At 41.9% G+C, this 18,523-nt stretch carries 15 protein-coding genes; 3 read left to right on the top strand and 12 right to left on the bottom strand.

The features are described from left to right. The first annotated feature begins 66 nt into the window (after positions 1–66). Positions 67–1,827 carry a B12-binding domain-containing radical SAM protein gene (locus ACH0QE_RS16660; protein WP_415801696.1) on the top strand — a complete coding sequence of 587 codons (1,761 nt, stop codon included), beginning with the start codon at positions 67–69 and terminating at the stop codon, positions 1,825–1,827. A gap of 29 nt (positions 1,828–1,856) precedes the next feature. Here ACH0QE_RS16660 and ACH0QE_RS16655 read toward each other — a convergent pair whose 3' ends face one another. Then, positions 1,857–2,000: a hypothetical protein gene (locus ACH0QE_RS16655; RefSeq protein WP_023615139.1), complete on the bottom strand. Its 144-nt coding sequence runs from the start codon at positions 1,998–2,000 to the stop codon at positions 1,857–1,859. Then, on the bottom strand, positions 2,000–2,161 hold the full coding sequence (locus ACH0QE_RS16650; RefSeq protein WP_023615140.1) for a hypothetical protein: 162 nt from the start codon (positions 2,159–2,161) through the stop codon (positions 2,000–2,002). Before ACH0QE_RS16650 ends, ACH0QE_RS16655 begins: the two co-directional genes overlap by 1 nt. 137 nt (positions 2,162–2,298) lie before the next feature. Here ACH0QE_RS16650 and ACH0QE_RS16645 point away from each other — a divergent pair, with 137 nt between their 5' ends. Further along, positions 2,299–2,646 carry a DUF3905 domain-containing protein gene (locus ACH0QE_RS16645; RefSeq protein WP_415801695.1) on the top strand — a complete coding sequence of 116 codons (348 nt, stop codon included), beginning with the start codon at positions 2,299–2,301 and terminating at the stop codon, positions 2,644–2,646. A 63-nt stretch (positions 2,647–2,709) separates the two neighbouring features. Here the strand turns inward: ACH0QE_RS16645 and ACH0QE_RS16640 are convergent, their stop codons facing one another. After that, a complete protein-coding gene (locus ACH0QE_RS16640) occupies positions 2,710–4,065 on the bottom strand; it encodes a TrkH family potassium uptake protein (RefSeq protein ID WP_415801693.1) in 1,356 nt (451 codons plus the stop codon). Between the two features lie 272 nt (positions 4,066–4,337). On the opposite strand from ACH0QE_RS16640, the gene ACH0QE_RS16635 reads away from it, so the two are divergent. Continuing rightward, positions 4,338–4,538 carry a small, acid-soluble spore protein, alpha/beta type gene (locus tag ACH0QE_RS16635; protein WP_415801692.1) on the top strand — a complete coding sequence of 67 codons (201 nt, stop codon included), beginning with the start codon at positions 4,338–4,340 and terminating at the stop codon, positions 4,536–4,538. Between the two features lie 103 nt (positions 4,539–4,641). On the opposite strand, the gene ACH0QE_RS16630 is transcribed toward ACH0QE_RS16635, so the two are convergent. The 9 genes from ACH0QE_RS16630 to ACH0QE_RS16590 form a co-directional block, all read right to left on the bottom strand. Next, positions 4,642–5,697 (bottom strand): anti-sigma factor domain-containing protein, encoded by a 1,056-nt coding sequence (locus ACH0QE_RS16630; protein ID WP_415801691.1) that lies wholly within the window; start codon positions 5,695–5,697, stop codon positions 4,642–4,644. Then, positions 5,694–6,440, bottom strand: a complete 747-nt coding sequence (gene sigI, locus ACH0QE_RS16625; protein ID WP_415801690.1) for an RNA polymerase sigma factor SigI — start codon at positions 6,438–6,440, stop codon at positions 5,694–5,696. The genes ACH0QE_RS16630 and sigI overlap by 4 nt, the downstream gene beginning before the upstream one ends. Before the next feature lie 119 nt (positions 6,441–6,559). Next, a complete protein-coding gene (locus ACH0QE_RS16620) occupies positions 6,560–7,711 on the bottom strand; it encodes a DUF5667 domain-containing protein (protein ID WP_415801689.1) in 1,152 nt (383 codons plus the stop codon). Positions 7,712–8,052: 341 nt separating this feature from the next. Next, positions 8,053–8,487, bottom strand: coding sequence for a hypothetical protein (locus ACH0QE_RS16615; RefSeq protein ID WP_415801728.1), 435 nt, complete (start codon positions 8,485–8,487; stop codon positions 8,053–8,055). A gap of 315 nt (positions 8,488–8,802) precedes the next feature. Next, the gene (locus tag ACH0QE_RS16610) at positions 8,803–10,350 is read right to left on the bottom strand and encodes an aldehyde dehydrogenase family protein (RefSeq protein WP_415801688.1); all 1,548 of its coding nucleotides are present in this window, start codon (positions 10,348–10,350) and stop codon (positions 8,803–8,805) included. Positions 10,351–10,379: 29 nt separating this feature from the next. After that, positions 10,380–11,477: an SDR family oxidoreductase gene (locus ACH0QE_RS16605; protein ID WP_415801687.1), complete on the bottom strand. Its 1,098-nt coding sequence runs from the start codon at positions 11,475–11,477 to the stop codon at positions 10,380–10,382. 193 nt (positions 11,478–11,670) lie between these two features. Then, the gene (locus tag ACH0QE_RS16600) at positions 11,671–14,940 is read right to left on the bottom strand and encodes an efflux RND transporter permease subunit (RefSeq protein ID WP_415801686.1); all 3,270 of its coding nucleotides are present in this window, start codon (positions 14,938–14,940) and stop codon (positions 11,671–11,673) included. A 393-nt stretch (positions 14,941–15,333) separates the two neighbouring features. Further along, positions 15,334–16,731, bottom strand: a complete 1,398-nt coding sequence (nhaC, locus tag ACH0QE_RS16595; RefSeq protein WP_415801685.1) for a Na+/H+ antiporter NhaC — start codon at positions 16,729–16,731, stop codon at positions 15,334–15,336. Between the two features lie 453 nt (positions 16,732–17,184). Next, the coding region (locus tag ACH0QE_RS16590) for a peptide chain release factor 3 (protein ID WP_415801684.1) at positions 17,185–18,523 on the bottom strand (1,339 nt) is incomplete at its 5' end.

The raw sequence follows: 18,523 nt of genomic DNA, 5'->3' as shown, positions 1-18,523 counted from the left end.
TTTGTCCAAACTGAGATATAATTTAAAGTTGATTTGCTGCTGGATTTTTACAAAGGAGATTTTTCAATGAACATAGTACTAACAACGCTCAACGCGAAATATATACACACCAATCTTGCAATCAGGTATTTGAAGGCATATGCTCAGCCAGAGTTTGACGTGAAGCTAGTTGAGTATACAATCAAGGACCCCGTCATCAATATCGTGTCAGATTTGATTCAAAAGCAGCCAGATGTCCTCGGATTCAGCTGCTACATTTGGAATATTGAAGAAACGATTAAAGTCATTAAGATGATCAAAAAAATCAACCCAGAGATTAAAATTATTGCAGGGGGCCCTGAGGTTACCTACGACGTTCAGGATTGGATGAAGGAAGTCGCAGAGTTTGACTTCATCGTCATCGGTGAAGGTGAACAGACATTCAAGCAGCTTCTTTCTGCACTAGCTTCAGGAGCGGATTTTTCCGAAGTACCTGGCATAGCTTATCGAACAGGCGAAAGCATCCAAATGAATCCCCAACGCAATAAGCTGGATTTAAAAGAACTTCCATCTCCATATCGTTTTGAAGAAGATCTTCCCCATCTCTCCAAACGGGTAACTTATCTCGAAACAAGCCGCGGCTGCCCTTTCAGCTGCCAGTTTTGTCTCTCTTCAATTGAAGTCGGTGTCCGCTACTTCGACAGGGAGAATGTCAAGGAAGATATCCGTTATCTTATGGCGAATGGTGCGAAGACAATCAAATTCGTCGACAGGACATTCAATATCAGTCGAAGCTACGCAATGGAAATGTTCCGGTTCCTGATTGATGAGCATCTTCCTGGGACTGTGTTCCAATTCGAAATCACTGCTGATATCATGCGCCCTGAGGTCATTGAATTCCTAAACCAGGAAGCGCCTGCAGGATTATTCCGCTTCGAAATTGGCGTCCAGTCGACTAATGATTATACGAATGAGCTGGTCATGAGAAAACAGAATTTTGATAAGCTGAAGCGCACTGTGACAATGGTCAAGGAAGGCGGCAAGATAGACCAGCACCTTGACTTAATCGCCGGTTTGCCAGAAGAAGATTATCATTCGTTCAAAAAAACATTTAATGATGTGTTTGCAATGCGGCCCGAAGAATTGCAGCTTGGCTTCCTGAAGATGCTGAGAGGGACTGGATTGAGACTGCAAGCCGATCAGCATGATTATGTGTATATGGATCATTCACCATATGAAATCCTCGGGAATAATGTCCTTGATTTCAATGACATCATCAAGATCAAGCAGGTTGAAGATGTACTTGAAAAATATTGGAATGACCACCGGATGGATCGTACCGTTGAATATCTAGTCACGAAGGTTTTCCCATCACCATTTGATTTCTTTCAGGAATTTGGCTCTTATTGGGAGACAAGAGGATGGTCCCGGATTGGCCATCAGCTCGAAGACCTGTTCAAAAGGCTGTTCAATTTTCTCCAGGAAAAAGATGTGGATAATTTAGAAGCGATCGAAAGCTTGATGAAGTATGATTATCTTGCAGGCGCGAAACATAAGCCACGCAAACCTTGGTGGGAACTGAGTTTGGACAAGCAGGAGCGTTCTGAATTGTACCGTGGCATCATTCATAAACCTGATGCCCTTGGCCGTCAGTACTCCGAATTAAATATCAGTGAAAAAGATTTGTATAAGCATACACTGCTTGAGGATATCACGATCGACCTGGAGAAATTTATTGAAGATGGAGAAGTTGAGTATTCCCCATCTTATATGCTTGTTTATTTTGATTCTAAATTGGAGCAACCCCAATTTTTCACTTTTAAGATGCAAGATGTAAAGCCGGCATAAACAGCCGGCTTTTTATTTTGACTCGTTTTTTATTTACAATCTTTATCAGCTTTATTTTTCGTTTTTTTGCTATTAAAAGGGAGCTCATAAAGCTTACCAGCATTGATATCGCCAAACTCCATGCCAAACTCAACGTTCATTGGCTTTTGGTGCCGACCTTCATGCTTTTTCATCACGATCTTCCTTTCCTGCCCTGCTTTGAATTTCTGTTGGCAAATTTACCTGGATCTTCGCCATGAGCAAACTCTGCAGAAAATTCGCTTTCCTGAAGATTTTTCTTAGGTGTATTTGTATATTTAGCCAAAGCATTTCTTTCTGCCTTCCGTTTAGCCATTCTAACCACCTCCATACTACTATTTTTTTCAATCGGCGGTTTGCTATGTACTGATTTGATTACCTAATTTTACAAATGAAACTATCTAATAAAAAACCGCATAAGACAAAAAATAATCTCAAAAAGGAGGAGCTGAAATGGCAAAAAAGGACAGGGAGCTAAAACCATTGGATATCGAGGAAACATTGCCTCATCAAATAAATGCTCCGAGCTTTAAAAATACAGGAATCGAAATGAAAGCACCATTCAAGAATGAGCATGGAGTCATCATTGGAGACAGTCTTTACGCATCCGAAAACTCACCGCTTGAAAATTGGACTGACGAGACAGACCCAGCAGTCATGGCCGGCGATAAATGGGTACACCCTACGAATGATATAGGGTGGAACACAGCTGAAAACAGAGATCTTCTTGAGGAAAAGAGAAAGCCTCAGGGCTATCCATTTATGCACCCAACAAAAGATGTGAGCAAAGGACAGGATTGATAAAATCATATATGAGAACAAAAAAATCCGGGAGAACCCGGATTTTTTTTTTGAAAATGAACATTACCCTATTATTACACGTTCTTTTGGATAATGGATGCTTTCTTTTACTGTTTTACCGCCAATGATCAACAGGAAGGATATGACTCCAACTCTTCCGATGAACATCAAAATAATCAGGACCATTTTTCCGATCGTCGATAGTTCTGGAGTGATGCCCATGGATAAGCCTGTTGTTCCGAACGCAGATGCAACTTCAAAAATGATGGCCAATAGTGATTGATTCTCAGTGACCATCAGAATAAGGACGGCAAAGAAACATATTAGTACAGCCATGATGGAAACAACCAAAGACTTGATTATATCATCCTGGTGCAACTCTCTGTTAAATACCCTGATTGCTCGCCTACCTCTCGCAAAATGGTAAAGGAACAAGAGATTTAGCGCAAAAGTTGTTGTTCTGATCCCTCCGCCGACTGAGCTTGGTGACGCCCCGATAAACATCAAAGCCGCCATCAGGAATAAGGTTGGATCAGTAAAATCATTCACATCCATTGTTGCCAATCCTCCGCTTCTGGTCGTAGTGGACTGGAAAAATGCATAAAAGAATGAATCCCACAGAGATTTATCGGATAAGAAATGATTATATTCCAGTGCCCAGATCGCAACTGTTCCGAAAATAAGGAGTCCAAGGAACGTAAGAGTTGTTATCTTAAGGAATAGCGAAAAACGGAACGGACCGCTTTTTTTACTTCTGAACAGAAAACTTTTTAGTTCAACCAGCACAGGGAAACCAATTGCACCAAGAGTAATCAATAGCATATTGATTGTAATCACAAAATAATCCTGTGCATATGGAATCAGTGAGGCTCCGGTAATATCAAACCCTCCATTGGTTGTAGCACTGACGGATGCAAAAAGACCGTGAAGAAATGCTTCTTGCCATGTCGGATAATATTTTAAGAAATATAAACCTAATAGCAAAGCACCAATCAATTCAATAATGACTATAATCACAAGAATTTCTTTAAGCAGTTTCACGAGCCCTGACATTGATGTCTGATTCTGATCCATCATGATTAGTCTGCGTTCCTTCAGCCCTATTTTCTTCCTTATAATCAACCAGAAGAAAGTGCCAAGCGCCATGACACCAATCCCGCCGAACTGCAGGACAAACATAAGGATAAAAATTCCCTGCACAGTAAACGTATCGCGGACTGTTATTACTGAAAGTCCGGTAACACTGACAGCACTCGCGGCAGTGAATAACGCATCCATGAAAGACCATTTTGCCCCGGGCTGTATGGCAATAGGCAAACTTAATAAACTCATCGAGACAATTACCGCAATCAAATAATACGCAACGATAATTTGCGCAGGAGATAATTTATCTAACCTTCTTCTAATATTAATCCACATAATTGCTTCCTTTCAGCCCTGATTCATTTACATACCTATGATAAAGAATATCATCTAATTAATAAAGTACTTTCTTGCAGTTTCCACCCGTTCTATACGCCTCCGCTAGAATCAACAATGTTTAACCTCACCGTTGTGCCTTAACAGAGCAAAAAACAAGGTAAACATTATCCAAAATGATAAAAGATTACCACTTATGAATTTACCTGCTGTGTTCAAACTATCTATACAGAGAAATTTTTCTCTGTATACTATCAAAGGAGTTGATATTGATGGCTCGTAATTCAAATAAATTACTGGTTCCTGGTGTTGAACAGTTCATGGACCAGGTTAAATATGAGATCGCCCAGGAATTCGGAGTTAGTCTAGGATCCGACACAGTTTCAAGAGCAAATGGCTCAGTCGGCGGAGAAATCACTAAACGCCTTGTTCAACAAGCGCAGGCACAGCTTTCAGGACAGAAACAGCAATAAAACACCTGAATATTGGTTATGGTATATAGGATAACCATTATCGATGCAAACAATTGAATATGGACATGGAAAAAAGTCCGGATTGAATTCCGGACTTTTAATATTAGTTATTCCTACCAGGATTATCTTTGTTTTTCCCAGCTTGTCCTCTGTTGTCACTTTTATGGCCTTGCTGAGAATTAAACTTTTTTTCGTTGTTATGTTGTTTTGGTTCCTGGCCATTTTTTTGTTTGTTGCCTTTATCAGCATGCTTGCTATTACCTTGGCCATTGTTGCTCTTTCCGGAATTTTTATTCCCCTTGTCTTTATCATGGGATGGTGTTTCTGACTTGTCTGGTTTTCCTTTTGGAGCATCAGGAACTTTTTTCTTAACCTGACCTGGTGGTTCCTTCTTTTCAGGCTGTGGAACAACCGAAGGATTAGTATCTTTTTTTCCAGGATCTGGTTTGGTTTTTTTATTTTCACCCATATTATCTGCAGGCTTCAGCGTATCCTTTTTCTTTTCTTTGTATACACCAGTCGTAACACCCTGCTTTTGTGCCTTCTCCCTGTCTTCAATTGTTGCTTCCATCACCTTGAAATTCAGGTTTTCATCTTGTGTTGATTTTTTTATTTCAGTAATCTTTTTTTCTAATGCTAAATCTACTGATTCTTTTGCCTTCTTATTATGGACAGTCGCGATGACAACGTCTTTGTTTTCTTTTAAGAAACCTTCATCCTCGATTTCCTCAATGATCATTTCTGCAACCACTGCTGCATCATTCTTTTTCCAGCCTTTAATTTCCTCAATGATTTCTTCCCCTTCAGGATTATAACCTGTCATGCGGAGAACCTTTAAATCATCGTTGACTGCCAATTCAATGCTTGGATTCAAATCAATGGACATATATGCGTAAACCTGTCCGTTTTGATACGCAGGAACAAGCGCAGTCATGGCAATCATAAATACTGCTGCCAGCGCAATACTCCTTGCCTTAAAGCTATTTAAAAAAGATAGATTAAATCTTTTCTTATTAACAGTTAACGTTTCTGGAAAAAAATGAATTTCTTCTCCTACCTGATAATCTTGTTGAAGCTTTCGGGCCCGTAAAAACTCGCCTTCGGGGGTCAACAATGTTAGGTAAAGATCATTGATTTCAAGGATAACCCCTTTTCTCATGTCTCTAACACCCCTTTAATATAATCCTTTAAATATACATAATCCCCAATTAAAATAAGTGCGATTGCAATAATATATTTTCTGTTTCTCTCTATGGTTTTTCTGCTGACTTTGACCATGTCTTCCAATTGCTTGATTGGCAAGCGTTTTTTTTCGAGAAGCAAGTTCTTTAATGCCTCGTTTTCAACCATTGATTTTGCAACAAGCATCGCATTTTTCCGAGCATCTGCATGCTTAGGCGACTGCTCGAGCAAATCCTGGAAAGATAGGTCAAAATCTTTCAAGACTGCCTGGAATTGAATGATTTCTTCTCTTCTTAGTTCCTGTTCTGTTTTTTTTCTGAACTCATCAAGAGAAAGTTCATCTTCAATTGTCGACCTCTGTTGTTCTTCCTCAGTCGGATCATTCGATATATGGAAGCTCAGGTTTTGATTCCGGCTCTGCTGGCGGATATAATCAATTACCCTACGCTTAATCATGACTTCTGCAAAGCTTAATAAAGAATTCCCTTTTTCAGATGAATATTTTTGGATTGCCTCATTAAAAGCGATGAGGCCAATGCTAAATTCATCGTCCGACTCATGTATGTATCTCTTGCAGACAGATGAAACAGTCTTCGCGATAAATGGCTTATAAGAATCAATCAATTCTTCTCTTAAAGCAGCATCCCCCTGGTGGATTTTTTCTACGGTTTCTTCCAGTGGCCTGCGCTTTTTCTTTGCCATGAACAATAAACTTAGCAATAGCCTCACCTCTTTTCTCCCCACATTATATCATAGTCTGTCAATTGCTCTATTTGTGGTTAGGCAGTGAAAAGATAGCCAATTATAGCTATCTTTTCAAGTCTATTGTTCATTATGCATTAGTTTTTATCGTTACCTTTGCCATTTCCATTGCCTTTATTTTCATGTTTCTTTGAATTCTTTTCTTGTTTCTTATCTTGCTTAGCCTGGTGTTTTTCTTCTTTCTTTTGCTGTTGAGCTTCCTTGCGTTCCTGTTTTTCAACAGCCTTTTGTGCTTTACGCTCTTGTTTAGCTTTCTCTTTTTCTGCTTTTGGCGATACTACTGGTACTACAGTTGTGTCGTCATTTACAGGCATTGTTTCTTCAGCAGACTCTTCAACTACAGGTGTTTCATCAGCAGGCAGAAGATCTGACTCAACGACTGGTTCTAGTCCCACTGGCTCAGTTGTTTGTGTATCTTCTTCCTCAACCGGCTGCTCTGCATATTTCTCTTCTAATTTAGCCAATTTTTTTGCCATCTTAGCGTATGTTTTATCAATGTTCTTCTGAAGTTGAGCTCTTGCATTTTCATTGCCAACGTGTTCCATAGCAGCTTTTAATGCAATGATATTCTGTCTGAGCATTCCTTCGATTTCTTCGAAAGGATCTTCACTTACAACTTCTTCTTCTTCAGACGCGTCTTCATCGCCAGGCTCTTCAGCTACAACGTCGTCAGCAGGCTCTTCTCCATCTTCAGTTGATTCTTCAGAATCTGTTTCCTCTGTGTCTTCATCAGAAGGTGTACCATCTTCCGCGTCTGTTTCTTCTTCTGAATCAGCATCTTCTTCCTTTGATACTTCCTCATCTACAATTTCCTGTGAAGATTCCATGTATTCAACAGCTGCTTCGATTACTTTAAGGGCTTCTTCTTCATTTCCCTCAGCGAACAAAGCACTTGCCTCTTGAAGGCGTTCTGATGCGTATGTAGCAAGCAATTCAGCTTCTTTTGCATTATCGATTGTAAAAGCAAGCCTGATCTTCTCAAGAGCAATTTTAGCGAAGTAGAAGAAGTCTCCCGGTATCAAAGATGGGTTCGTTTCTTCAAGCTCATCGACCTGTGTCTTTGCTTCTTCAAGTTCTTCAGGGCTGACATTTTGCAGTTCTACCGTTTCAACCTCAGAATTGTTCTCTTCTGCCATTGCAACTGGCGAAAATGCAAATGTTCCAGCAAGCACTAAAGCCAATGTACTCTTGGCGATTTTTTTCATCTCTTGGTTAGAAAGTTTCTTCATTCTCAGTTCACCTCGTAAGTTTTTAGGAGCGGCCGCTTTAATCACTACAAGGTTACGTTTGCGCTTACTATGTTATGGGGGTTTTTTAGAAAAAAATAAAAAAGTTCAGTCAAAATATGACCGAAGTGTTAAGAACATTGTTGATATATAAGGTTTTAGAAAGAATTTTAACTTTTAAAAATATCGATAAAAAAACAGTAACTTGAAGTGCCCCTTCCATCTTTTATCGACGTATCGGATTAGTCCGCATAACGGACCGCACCATCCCGGGAGCATATCACAATTAAAAATCCTCCCAGGCAGATAGAGTTTATTGTATATGTAATGGTATCACCTTAATTCTAATGGTAATAAAACTTAAGTAATAACTTCCTGACCAAAAATCCGGTAAGCACTCCGGGAATGACAAAAAGCATTGGAAGGAAAACCGGTCCTGGAAATAGTCCAAATAATTTAACCTTCGGTGATATCATCAAACCAACCGTTACGAAATAGGCAGAAAACACAAAAGGCAAAAAGGTGATTTTCTCTTCCTCGGACATGACGCTTCTATATGCATCCCACATAGCGAACATATATAAACATGGGTAAAACATCAGCCACTGGTAGTCCATGACATGCATAGCCTTTTCTGTTTCCCCAAGGAAGCTATACATTATTCCTTTGTTAAAATTACTATTAACGTTAACAAGGAACTCAAGCAGGACAAATAAAATGCCCTTGACAAGGTTCCCCGTCAATAGCTGGGCAAAACCTGGCAGTGCGATGCTCCACATTACCGCTTCTAGTTTGGTTAAGTTCTTTTTAATCGCCACGTCACGTTTCATCCTTTAGTCTTATTATTGGTGCCTTTATGAGTGCAGAATTCTAAAAAGAACAACTGGAAATTACGTTTTTTTTAATCCTGCGCATTTTGTTACTTGTTTTAGATTGTCCAAATTGTGCTTCGAATTATCATTTTTCCAGTTATTTGTTAAATTTATTTCGTAAAATGAATCCATAGTGTCAGCCTGAAAACTGAAAAAGGAAAATAGATAGCACTTACACTAGCTGAAAAAGAAAACCGCCCCGAATTGCGGGACGGTTGAATTTTATTTGTTACTTCTTAGAAGTGCGATATAGTTTTTGGCAAAAGTGAGCCAGTCTTTTTTCTCTGCAAAATAGCTTTTGAACAATTTCAGGAACAATGGATATTTACCTTTATATGGATACCATTGAATTTCAGATTTCATGATACCCATGTCTTCCATGATTGCTTTTTCATGACAAAAGATCCTCAAACCTGCCTCAGAATGATATCGGCCAATGCCGCTTTCTTTGGTTCCCCCGAACGGAAGACCATGGTTGGCTACAGTAATAAGCACGTCATTGATAACGACTGCTCCAGATACAAGTTGGGAAGCGACACGACGCGCCTTCGCTTTATCCTGAGTCCATACACTTGCATTTAGTCCATACACGGTTCCATTAGCATACGCGATGGCTTCTTCTACAGTATCGAATGGGACAACAGGAAGCAATGGTCCGAAAGATTCTTCCTGGATGATTTTCATATCCTGCTCGACTTCAGTAATGACGGTAAGCGGCAGGAACATGTCTTCCTTCCAATCAGAAGGTTTCAATCCAGTTTCCAATTTCGCCCCCCGTTCAAGTGCTTCATCCAGCTGTTCTCTTACCACGTCTTTCTGGGCAGGAAAGGTCATAGATCCGACATCAGAATTTATATCGTTCCCTTGCTGAAGAGAATTGACTTCTTTTTTCAATTTTTCAAGGAACTTTGCATATATTGACCGTTCCACATATAATCGCTCAGCGCTCATACAAACCTGGCCACTGTTTGTAAAGGCACCCCACGCAGCTGCCTTAACTGCCCTGTCAAGGTTGGCATCTTCAAATACAATCATCGGATCCTTGCCGCCGAGCTCCAGGGTTGTTGGAATCAAATCCTTTGCAGCCTGCTGCTGGATGATCTTCCCTGTACGGACAGAGCCTGTAAAGAAGATGTAATCTGGCTTACCCGAGGTAAAAGCAGCGCCAACTTCCTTGCCGCCATGCGCCACCTGTACAGTTCCTTCAGGGAACCCTGAGCGCCGGAATAAGTCTTCGATACATTTACCAACAAGCGGAGTTACCTCTGATGGCTTCAGGATGACAGAATTGCCTCCTGCCAGAGCGCTGATCATCGGTACCATCGCCAGCTGCAGCGGATAATTCCAGGGTGATATTACAAGAACAACGCCACGAGGCATATATTCTATAAAGGATTTTTTTCCGATGAGCAATAAAGGTGTTTTAACTTTTTGCCTGCTAAGAACCTTTTCAGCATGTTTGATAATATGATCGATTGCATCAAGTGTCGGCATGATATCGGCCACAATTGACTCGGTCAATACCTTGCCAGTATCATCTGAGATAATTTTCGCGATTTCGTCCATTTCATCGACCATCAGCTGCTTAAGTCTCCGTAAATATCCGACACGCTCAGTAATGGCAAGACCGCTCCAATTCCTAAAAGCCTTCCTCGCCTGCTGATAGTACAAAGGAACTTCATGGACAGGCGTCTCCTCGATTTCGGCAATAACTTCACCTGTCGCTGGTGCCAATACCGACATCTTTTGCACTTCTTCAACTGAATGCACGTTCATTCACCTGCCAATAATTTAAAGTTTTATATAATGTTTATTTGGTATTGAGTCTTATGTTTATTTTCTCGATAGAATGCCGCCATAGCAGCAATCCCTTCCTTAAAATCCGGGCAGGTGATCCCTGAATCCTTTAGGTCATCTTGTGCCTGGGAAGAGTCGAAATGGCCTCTCCATGTAAAATAGTCAAGTGCTTCTTTTTCAACTCCAAGATACGTCCTAAGCACCCGGAAATTGAGCCCTCCTTTTGCCAGCGCCAGTGGTACAGAACCTTTTGGCTGCTTCTTCAACAATTCATACATCATCATTTCATAAAGCTCAGACACTTTGTATGGTTTGGGATCTGTAAGATGATATGTTTTCCCTGCTCCCTTATCAGCAAAGGTTAAATAGGTTGTCGCCTCAATAATATAATCCACTGGCACAAGATTGACAACAGTATCGCCTTTGCCAAGCTTTGGCAAGAATGGCATGAAGCTGAGTCGGTCGATAAAATTCATGATGAAATACGGGCCATCAAATTTGATGGTCTCTCCTGTTGCTGAATGACCTTTAACAATCCCTGGCCTGATGATGGTGACAGGAATCTCGGACTTCAATGATTCTACGAGGACTTCAGCTTCATATTTAGTCTCTTCATAGTAGTTTTTGAAACCGGGTGGCTTGATTAATTCATCCTCATATAATATACCTTCCCGTTTGCCGGCAACATATCCGGTGCTGAAGTATGTATAGCGCTTGAGATTTTTTAAGGACTTCACCCATTCATTCACGTACCTTGTTCCATCCACATTCACACGGTACGCAATTTCCTTTGGAACCGCGAGGTCATATATAGCTGCCAGGTGGAAGACATGCGTTACAGCTGACTCAAGCTGAGCTTGCTTTTCTTCGTCAATCGCCAGGCCTGATATTGTAATATCTCCTTTTATAATCTCGAACTGACTCTCAGACAGGGTAAAATCCCGAATGATTGCTGCTCTCTCAGTCTCTGCCTTATCAACCATATTAGGCAGCACCAATACATAAATCTTACCTTTACTATCATTTTTCCGTAAAACTTCCCTAATCAATTGATTGCTGATGAATCCAGGAAATCCTGTGAAAAAGTACCCGTACTCCATGAATGTCCTCCTCACCGTTTATTAGCTTTATTTTAACGATAAGCGCTTACATCCGCAATTACTTTGCTGATTATTCTGAAAAATACGATAAATAACGGGGTGGGGGCAACTCATTGAGGAAACTTTTTCGTGTTTCGTGGGCTTTTCTGACCGCAAAAAAAATGCCTGGCTAACCTCAGCCAGACATCTCACATTATCTTCGTCTTCTATAATCTTGATTTGAACCTTCTTCGTCTTTTATTTGTTGAAGGAGCTCTTCTAACATACCGGCCATTTCTTCTTTCGTGTATTTTCCCTTTTGGTATGTTGTCGGCCTCTCTTCCGTTCCCGTTTCAAATCCTGACTCTGTATGCTCTTTTAGCAGATAGGCTGGTACCAGATGGCCATCTGGTGTCGCATACATTTTATTTCTTCTTCGGTAGTCCTTGTCAAAGAAACTATAGACTACAGGAATGACAAACAGGGTCAGGAATGTACTGCTGATCAGGCCTCCAATGACCGTAATTCCCATTGGCTGGTTGATTTCAGTCCCTTCCCCAATGCCTAGCGCGAGTGGAAGAAGTCCAAGAATGGTCGTCAACGCCGTCATCAAGATAGGGCGTGCCCTGTCTTTTACCGAAAGGACAATCGCTTCATGCGGTATCAAACCACGCTCTTTCTTCTGGTTGATATAATCGACAATCACAATCGCATTGTTAACAACGATACCTGCAAGCACAATGATTCCGATAACCACTGTCAAGCTAACTGGTGTTCCCGTTGCCGTCAGCGCCAGTGCGACACCAATCACCATCAGCGGAACCGTGAACATGATGACAAATGGATACTTCAGTGACTCGAACTGGGCTGCCATTACAAGATAGATCAAGATGATTGCCAGAACGAAAGCCAGTACAAGATCATCAATTGATGATTCGAGCAGTTCCCTGTCTCCGCTGAAAACAACTTCAGTTTCATCTGGTAAATCAAGCTCAGCTATCCTCTCATCCACCTTCTTGGATATATCACCAAGGTTCGTTGAGGACTTGTATTTCATCGTAAATTCAACTGCGCCTTGTTGATTGATCCGTTGAATTTTTACAGGACCGCTGCCAATTTCAATATTGGCAACCTGGCCAAGAGTGACATAGTTACCGTCAGGCTTCTTGATCAACAGCTGTTTCAGCTCATCGATGTTCTTGGTTACTTCACTATCATATTCAACATATACACCAAGAATTTCCCCATCTTCACCGGGCATTTGTGTTGCCATATCCCCACGAGTTACGTTGTTAACAATCATGGCAATTTGCGCTGGTGCCAGTCCCTGGGCCAGTGCTTTTTCCCTGTCAACCGTAATCTGGATTTCCTCAACAGTATCATTCTGGCTTGTAGTCAGTTCATTGACATCGTCGAGCTCCTTCAGGGATTCATATATTCTATCAATAGACTCATTCAGGCGTTTTTCACTGGAATCGCGAACGTTGAAAGTCAAGGTGTTCGGAGCAGAACCGGAAGTGGACTGCATATTAAAACCTAGTTCAGCTCTGCTGTTTGCATTTGCCGCGGCTTGTTCCAGCTCTTTTTTCACATCATCGACAAACTGGAAGGTACTGATTTCCCGTTCTTCTAGCTCATCCATCTTTACATACAGTTCACCGACGTTGGCATTCGTTGTGCCCCTGAATGAAGCCTCTTGGGTAGTCCCAACCAGGCTTACATAAACATCGACCTCTTCTTCATCCTTCAACTTGTCTTCGAGAGCAGCCATGACTTTTTGGGTTTCAGAAAGTGCAGCTCCATTTTCGAGATTCACCCTGATGCTGAAGAACCCTTCATCCGTTGGTGGGATAAACTGGGTGCCAACTGTTGTCACTCCATAACCGCCTCCGGCCAGCATCAGCAAAGTGATCAGAATGACGATGAATCGATGGCGCAGTGCCCATCTGATTGATTTTTCCAATCCTCTCAATGAGCCTGAACGCTGCCTTCTCGCTTCGAGATTTTTCTTCGGCGCCTTCAACAGCCTGCTGGCTAACATTGGGACAACGGTCAACGCAACCACCAATGAAGCAAATAAACTGAATGAAATCGTCAAAGCGAACTCTGTAAACAGCTCGCCAATGATACCAGAGATGAAGACAACTGGCAAAAACACTGCTACAGTCGTCAAAGTTGATGCAGTAATGGCAGCTCCTACTTCCTTAGCTCCATCTCTTGCCGCTGTTTTCGGATCCTTTCCCATTGAAAGATGGCGATATATATTTTCGATGACGACGATCGCATTATCCACCAGCATCCCGATTCCGAGTGCCAGCCCCCCAAGGGTCATGATATTCAGTGTGAAATCAGCAAAGAACATCAATACAAAGGTGAAGATAACGGAATACGGAATCGCAATCCCGATGATGAGGGGACTCTTCACATTTCTAAGGAAGAAGAACAGAACAGCCATCGCTAGCAATCCCCCGACAATCAGGGAGTTTGAAATATTTCCGATTGCCATTTTGATGTAATCTCCCTGGTCAAAGAGTACCTCCGACTCTATCCCAGCGTATTTATCCCTTCCAAGCAATGTCTCCAACTCTTCAAGAAACGCTTCAGAAACCTCTGCCGTGTTGGCATCCGATTGCTGCAGGACACTCAGCAGTACGGAAGGAGTTTGATTCGTCCTTGTAATCGTATTATCATCCTGTTTTTGCAACTCAATTGTTCCAACATCCTCCAGTTTAATCTTCTGATTTGTCACCGGATTATTGAATACTGTCAAGCTCTTTAACGTATCTAATGAATCCAAAGTACTGATGATCCTGGTCGTCAGTTCTTTGCCATCTGTCAAAATCGTATCACCAGGCATCGATACATCATTAGCCCTGATCAGGTCAACAATGTCTGATTGACTCAGTTTATAACTCTTTAACTTTTCCTGGTCAAGTTCCACCCTTACTTCCCGTACGGATGTACCAGATAAATTGACGCTTGCGACCCCTTCAACCTTGGTAAGCTCCAGTTCTAGCTCTTCCGCCAGCTCCCTTAGTGCAGATTCATCCTGCCCAGAGCTTAATGATAGCTGGATGACTGGAAATTGAGACGGATCGAACTTCATGAATCTCGGCTTATTCGCGTCGTCTGGAATCGGCGTCATATCCAGCCTCTGGATGACTTCATCCTGGATATCATCAATATTGGTTGTCCAGGAAAACTGCATCAGGATTAGGTTGGCACCTTCCTGTGAAGTAGAAGTCATCGTCTTGATTCCCGGCAGCGTAGCCAAATTAGCCTCGAGTGGCTTCGTCACCTTTTCCAAAACTTCCTCAGGACTGGCTCCCTGATAATTGGTTACAACTACCCCAACAGGCGGATTTATATCCGGGATCAGTTTCAAAGGAATCCTCATCAAAGAAACAACCCCAAGAATCAGGACCAAGAACATGGTCACTAATGTAAAAACAGGCCTTCTAATTGAAAAATTGCTGATTTTCATACGCAAACTCCTTTCGGCGGTAAAACACAGTGACTGACCGGACGGTTATTACTATACCATCCTTAATATAGTGAAGCGCCATGGATAATTCAACTATCCAGTGTGCAATTTAAAAGAACATTTTTTAACATTTGTTTCTCATAAGCATACCTTTCATTTTAAAGTAATCGTAGAATTAATGAAACTTTTAGGTACTAATATTTTCTATAGGATAATGTGTCCCAACTTATATGTATTTTGAGTTTACAGGCACATAATCAGGTTTTATGTTCCCCAAACCATGTGTTCTGTTGAGTTTCGGGCACATAATCGGGTTTTATGTTCCACAATTCATGTGTTCACCCGGGTTTCAGGCACATAATTAGCATTAGTAAGCAACAAAAAAGCGGCAGCTTATGCCACCGCATTTTTCCCTGTCTTCGATAAGGTTATTCCAGTAAAACCTGCTGCCAGTGTCAATACCGGTGACAGCAGACAAAAGAACGCAAATGGTACATAATCCATCGTGCTGACTCCAAGGACACTGCTAAGGAAAACGCCGCAAACGCTCCAGGGAACAAGCGGATTTAGTACTGTTCCGGCATCCTCCAGGACACGAGAAAGGTTTTTCGGATGCAGACCAGCTTTTTCAAAGTGGCCTGCAAATGTATTGCCTGTTATAAGAATTGAAAGATATTGCTCACCAATCAAGAAGTTAATCCCAATCGCAGATAAAGCAGTTGATCCTACGAGAACAGGTATCTTTTCCAGACTGCTGGAAAGACCTTGCAATAGAGCGGGAAGAACACCCAGCTTGAATAACAATCCACCCATACCTAAAGCAAGAAGTACAAGCGAGACTGAAAAATACATACTCTCAAGGCCCCCGCGGCTCAACAGGGAATCCAGCTGCTCGTTGCCGCTCTCAGAAACATAGCCTGAATATAAAATTCCCGGCAGCTGCCCCCAGTCCTTTTGCGGCACAACCATCATGCTGACTATCATCGCTGAAAGGGTTCCTGCTCCTAGTGTCAACATTGAAGATACTTTTTTCACTGCAAGTACCGCAATGATAGCAAGTGGAATGAGTGAGTACCAGTTTACAAGATTCATCTCATCAAGAGTATTCTGCAAGCTTCCAAGCTTTGTGAAGTCTGCTGAACTTAGTTCTGGGGACAAGGCAGCAAACATGACAAGTGAAATGAAGAACGCAGGTATCGTCGTCCAGCTCATGTTTTTGATATGCTCAAACAGATCCACTTTTACAGTGGCAGACGCTAGAACGGTTGTATCAGATAGCGGTGACATTTTATCACCAAGGAATGCGCCCGAAACCACCGCACCGGCCGTGATTGCCAATGAGAATCCTAAACTTTCACTAACCGCTATGAACGCTACACCGATCACAGCTGAGGTTGTCAATGAACTGCCAATGCTTAACCCAACAACAGATGTGACGATAAAGACAATCGCATAAAACCACTTTCCGGTCACTAAATCAAATGCGATATAGATCAAAGTAGGAATGGTACCGGCAGCAATCCAGCTGCTGACCAGCATTCCAATAAAGAAAAAAATCAACACAGCTCCCAGGCCGGCCTTGGCACCCTCAATCATACTATGTTCAAGTTCGTCCATCTTGATTTTTTTAAACAAACCATATATTATCAATGACCCGATTCCTATCAGGACCGGAATGTGCGGCATTAATTCAAGTTTGATCATGCCATAACCGATTCCCGCCAGAAGCAATATTATAACAGCAGCTGCCTCAGAAGTTTTCAATGATATTGATTGACTTTGGTTTAACATGATGATTCCCCCAATTAGTTGTAAAATACAAAAAGCTCCACTAAGTCTAGGGACGAAGGAGCTCCGCGGTACCACCCTAATTGGCAAACAATCATATCTGCCCACTTCATTAACAGTGCCTTCCTGTGACAGGTGTATTTCAAATCAGCCATTGCCTGGATTTACATCAACCATCCAGTTTCTTCTTGCTGCTCATGGGGATTCTACTAATATCTGCCGGCACTGAGTATGTAACTTTTATACTTAAACGCTTTTATGCATAAAAGCGATATAGAATAATATTAATATAGTATCTGAACTGCGAAATGTCAATAGAAATACTTAAAATAACGAAACCAAGCTAATACCCATCTCTGATTTCAAGTGGCACCTGCTTTTCTGTCAAACTGCGCCCGGTCCCTGTTGTATTTGACAATATGAAAAAAGCCGGCATTCAAATGCCGGCTCAATCTTTTATGAAGCATCCATAGGATTATAAAGTTTTACTTCTGGATTCTTGTCCTGGAACCATCTTAAGGCAAATTCATTCTCGAATAAGAATACTTTTTTGCCATAACGGTCAGTGACAAGCAGGCTCCTGGAGCTGGACAGGTTTTCGTTTACATCGTCGCCTTCGATCCAGCGTGCAATCTTGGAACCCTGTCTTTCCATCAGAACCTCTACATTATATTCGTTGCGCATCCTTGCTTCGAATACTTCGAATTGGAGTTGTCCGACAGCGCCAAGAAGGTACTCTTCTGTCTTCAATGTCTTGAATAGCTGGATGGCTCCTTCCTGGACAAGCTGCTGGATTCCTTTATGGAAATGTTTTTGCTTCATTACGTTCTTTGCTGAAACCCTTACGAAAAGTTCTGGTGTGAACTGTGGAAGCTTTTCATACAGGAATCCTTCCTTGCCGGAAACAATCGTATCACCAATCTGGTATGTGCCCGGGTCGTAAAGCCCGATGATGTCACCTGCTACAGCTTCTTCAACTGTACTGCGATCATCAGCCATGAACTGTGTAGACTGCGCAAGCTTCATTGATTTTCCTGTACGGCTAAGCTGGACGGTCATGCCTCGCTCAAACTTGCCTGAGCAGATTCGCAGGAAGGCAATTCTGTCGCGATGTGCCGGGTTCATGTTTGCCTGGATTTTAAAGATAAAGCCAGAAAACTCCTCTGATTGTGGATCAATTTCCCCTGCAGTCGAATTCCTCGGCTGAGGCTCCGGCGCAAATTGCAGATAGGAATCAAGGAAGGTCTGGACACCGAAAGTCGTCAGGGCGCTTCCGAAGAATACAGGTGTCAATGTTCCATCTGAAATCCGCTCTTTTGAAAATTCATTTCCCGCTTCATCCAATAGCATGATTTCCTCTAATGTCTGATCATACAGGGAAGACTCTTTCATGGAATGATCTCCATCAATTTCGCCTTCTTCATTCAAAGGAATAAAACGCTTGTCTTCATCTACCCGGAATTGCTCGATCCGGTTGTTGAAACGGTCATAGATTCCGAGGAATTCTTTACCCATTCCAATCGGCCAGTTCATTGGATATGATTCAATGCCAAGAACTTCTTCAAGTTCAGCTAATAATTCCAGTGGCGCTTTACCCTGGCGATCAAGCTTGTTGATAAAAGTGAAAATTGGGATTCCTCTCATGCGGCAAACTTTAAAGAGCTTGAGCGTCTGATCCTCAATCCCTTTTGCTGAGTCGATGATCATCACAGCACTGTCAACAGCTGTCAATGTTCTGTATGTGTCTTCGGAGAAGTCCTGGTGTCCAGGTGTATCAAGGATGTTTACCTTGAAG

The sequence above is a fragment of the Mesobacillus sp. genome, assembly GCF_047739415.1.
GTDB lineage: Bacteria > Bacillota > Bacilli > Bacillales > Cytobacillaceae > Mesobacillus.
The sequence above is the reverse complement of the archived record's forward strand: the minus strand, read 5'-3'. Positions and strand labels throughout refer to the sequence as shown.

Coding starts and splice junctions, on each gene's coding strand:
- ACH0QE_RS16660 (WP_415801696.1), top strand. CDS start 67: ATGAACATAGTACTAACAACGCTCAACGCGAAATATATACACACCAAT.
- ACH0QE_RS16655 (WP_023615139.1), bottom strand. CDS start 2,000: ATGAAAAAGCATGAAGGTCGGCACCAAAAGCCAATGAACGTTGAGTTT.
- ACH0QE_RS16650 (WP_023615140.1), bottom strand. CDS start 2,161: ATGGCTAAACGGAAGGCAGAAAGAAATGCTTTGGCTAAATATACAAAT.
- ACH0QE_RS16645 (WP_415801695.1), top strand. CDS start 2,299: ATGGCAAAAAAGGACAGGGAGCTAAAACCATTGGATATCGAGGAAACA.
- ACH0QE_RS16640 (WP_415801693.1), bottom strand. CDS start 4,065: ATGTGGATTAATATTAGAAGAAGGTTAGATAAATTATCTCCTGCGCAA.
- ACH0QE_RS16635 (WP_415801692.1), top strand. CDS start 4,338: ATGGCTCGTAATTCAAATAAATTACTGGTTCCTGGTGTTGAACAGTTC.
- ACH0QE_RS16630 (WP_415801691.1), bottom strand. CDS start 5,697: ATGAGAAAAGGGGTTATCCTTGAAATCAATGATCTTTACCTAACATTG.
- ACH0QE_RS16620 (WP_415801689.1), bottom strand. CDS start 7,711: ATGAAGAAACTTTCTAACCAAGAGATGAAAAAAATCGCCAAGAGTACA.
- ACH0QE_RS16615 (WP_415801728.1), bottom strand. CDS start 8,487: ATGTGGAGCATCGCACTGCCAGGTTTTGCCCAGCTATTGACGGGGAAC.
- ACH0QE_RS16605 (WP_415801687.1), bottom strand. CDS start 11,477: ATGGAGTACGGGTACTTTTTCACAGGATTTCCTGGATTCATCAGCAAT.
- ACH0QE_RS16600 (WP_415801686.1), bottom strand. CDS start 14,940: ATGAAAATCAGCAATTTTTCAATTAGAAGGCCTGTTTTTACATTAGTG.
- nhaC (WP_415801685.1), bottom strand. CDS start 16,731: ATGTTAAACCAAAGTCAATCAATATCATTGAAAACTTCTGAGGCAGCT.